Raw genomic sequence first — 2,773 nt, forward strand, 5'->3', positions numbered from 1 at the left:
CACGATTTTCAGTCGTGCGGTCACGGGATCGACGCCCGTCGGAGCCACTACAGCCCCGGATTTCCACGGAAGTCCGGGGTTTTCGCGTTTCCACAGGTCATGCATCCTCGCCAAGATGCCGGGGAGTCTGGCCGCACGGGCGCCCCCCCCTGGATCCCATCCCGGTCGACGGGACGAGGACCATCGCTAGACGATCGCGAGGTGCCGCTCGTAAGGGGCCTCGTCGTCGCGCGGGTCCAACTCGACGATCTCCGAGGAGAACAGCACCCGCAGCGCACTCGAGACCAGCACGCTCACCACGCGGTTCCCGGCGACCGTGAAGTCGACGAACCCGCTGCCCGCACCCGCGGCCGCCGCCATCCGCTGCTTCAGCTCGTCGGGGTCCTCTCCCTGGGCGAGGACGTAGCGGTTGCCGTTCACATCGATCTCGGTCCGGACCACCGTCGGCGCTGCGCTGATCCGGCGACTGTAGTTTCGCTCTCGCCCCGCCGGACAGGGGCTTTCGTCCCGCTGCGAACTCTGGGTCTCCGCAGTCGGTGACCGCGCGGGCCCGACGGGCGGTTCCGCGCGGAGCGCGGATGTCAGGCGCGCTCGATGATCCCCATCCGCGAGGCGATGACGCCGGCGAGCAGGGCGCCGAGCCCGCCCGCCGCCATGTCGCCGATCGTGTCGACGTAGGCGACGTAGATGGCGTCGGAGACGAACGTGTAGCCGAACCACTCGATCATCTCCCACGCGGCGCTGATGGCCAGGCCGGTCATCCCCACCAGCACGATCGGGACGCGGGCCTGCCGACGCGGCATCCAGACCGCCCGGCACGACGCCCGTGCGGGCGACGAGCACGAACAGCATGAGCGCCAGGACGCCCGTGCACGCGAAGTGCACGATGAGGTCCCATCCGGGCACGCTGCGGTACAGCCCGAGCACATTGCTCCACGCGGCGACGAGCACCAAGACGCCGTACAGGATGTCGAAGCCAGCCCGCACCCCGAGGAAGCGCGGGAGCACGAGCGCGGGAAGCCCGATCGTGACGATGCCCGCGTCGGTGCGGCTCCACCCGATGCCGGCCACGATCACGCTCACGATTCCCAGGACGCGAACGCCGTCGGCGATCCACTCCCCAGGCGTGGCCGGGGGCCGCAGGAACCGCGCGATCATGCGGCGACCGCCCGCTGCCGCACGACGGCCTGCACCGGCAGATGATCCGACGGCAACCCGCCGCCCACCGGGCGCGCATCGATCCCGACGCTCGCCACGTCGAACCCTCGGACGTGGATCGCATCGATGCGCGGCCCGCCGCGTCGCGGACGGCCGCCGGGGATGTACGTCGACCACTCGGGGGTGAGGCGGGTGCGCGCGAGCGCCCAACCGTCCTCAAGCCCCGCCCGCGTCAGGATGCGTCGCGACGGGAACGTCGCGCCGGCATTGAAGTCCCCGGTCACGATGGCGGGGCCGCCTCCCGCCGAGGCGACGATGAGCTCCGCCGCGCGACGGCGGGCCGGCGGCGACAGCACGTCGAGGTGGGTGTTGAGTGCGGTGAAGCGGCCGCCCGTGGCACGGTCTGTGAACACCGCCCGCACGACGATGCGCGGATACAGCGATCCCCACGAGCGCGAGCCGGGCACGTCCGGACGCCGCGAGAGCGCGCGCTGGTCCCACTCCACGAGGTCGAGCCGCGTCGCGTCGTAGACGAGCGGGCATGCCTCGCCGGAGCCGTCGGCGTCGCGACCGTGCCCGAGCAGGCGGTAGCCGTCCCCGAGCGCGGCGCGCAGGAGATCGGCCTGATGCGGCAGGGCTTCCTGCGCACCGAGCAGCGTGGGGCGCTCGCGCTGCAGCAGGGTGCGGATGGGATCGCGACGTCGAAGCCACGACGCGGACCCCGCGCGGGTCCTGAGCACGTTGAACGTCATGATCGACAGCTCCGGCGGCTCCGAGCCTCCCACGAGGGGATCGTCGCCCGGCGCGGTGACGGGGCCGCTCGCGTCTGAGGTCACCCCCCGAGTATCGCCGGTCGCGCCTTCGGGATCCGGATCGTCCGCCCCGTCGGCGGGCAGCTCGACCGTGCCGTCATCCTGCGCGGCCTGGGGCGGGTCGAAAGGGTCCGTCACACCGAGGTGGGCGACGGCGCCGGGGACTCCTCACGCTTCCCCGCGCCGACGCGCGGCGCCTCACGCGCGTCGCGACCCCTCGGAGCCAGCCTTCGCCCCGCGTCCCGGTACCACTGCGCGCAGAAGATGATGACGATCACGACCTCGATGAGCGCGCCGCCGTAGTACATGAGCTGCGCCCCGTCGTGCGCCGCCTCGACGGGGATCCCCGCCGGCGGGTTCGCGTACAGGTACTTGGCGAGCACCGCGTGCGACGCCATGGCGAGCACGAGCACGACCGCCCTGAGCACGCGGCGCGGGGCGTGCGGGGCGGGGTCCAGGCCGATGATCGCCGCCGTGAAGATGAATCCGGAGATCAGCAGGTGTCCCTGCACGATCACGTGCAGAAGCGGGATGGCCTGCGTCGCCTCGAACAGCGGAGTGAGGTAGATGACCCACAGCCCGCCCGCGCTGAGGATGCCGGCCGTGACCGGATGCGCGATGAAGCGCGCCGGCGCGCTGCGCAGCAGACGCGAGATCCGGCGCGCCGGTGTGACGTGAAGCGTCCGCAGCGCGAGGGTGACGGGCGCGGCGAGCACGAGCAGCAGGGGCGCCAGCATGCCCGCGGCGAGGTGCGCGCCCATGTGAGCGACGAAGTCGTCGTGCGCCTTCTCCGCGAGGTCGCC

Annotated in this window: 4 protein-coding genes; all 4 read right to left on the minus strand. The window is 72.2% G+C overall.

The window, feature by feature from the left end; all coding sequences use genetic code 11:
- Nucleotides 1–186: 186 nt before the first annotated feature.
- Nucleotides 187–441 carry a hypothetical protein gene (locus RIF89_RS13600; RefSeq protein WP_309069625.1) on the minus strand — a complete coding sequence of 85 codons (255 nt, stop codon included), beginning with the start codon at nt 439–441 and terminating at the stop codon, nt 187–189.
- Nucleotides 442–581: 140 nt separating this feature from the next.
- A complete protein-coding gene (locus RIF89_RS13605; protein WP_309069626.1) occupies nt 582–803 on the minus strand; it encodes a hypothetical protein in 222 nt (73 codons plus the stop codon).
- A 351-nt stretch (nt 804–1,154) separates the two neighbouring features.
- A complete protein-coding gene (locus RIF89_RS13610) occupies nt 1,155–1,994 on the minus strand; it encodes an endonuclease/exonuclease/phosphatase family protein (RefSeq protein WP_309069627.1) in 840 nt (279 codons plus the stop codon).
- A gap of 110 nt (nt 1,995–2,104) precedes the next feature.
- Nucleotides 2,105–2,773: cytochrome c oxidase assembly protein (locus RIF89_RS13615; RefSeq protein ID WP_309069628.1), on the minus strand; the 669-nt coding region annotated here is incomplete at its 5' end.

Source organism: Microbacterium sp. (assembly GCF_031178525.1).
Lineage (GTDB): Bacteria > Actinomycetota > Actinomycetes > Actinomycetales > Microbacteriaceae > Microbacterium.

Coding starts and splice junctions, on each gene's coding strand:
- RIF89_RS13605 (WP_309069626.1), bottom strand. CDS start 803: ATGCCGCGTCGGCAGGCCCGCGTCCCGATCGTGCTGGTGGGGATGACC.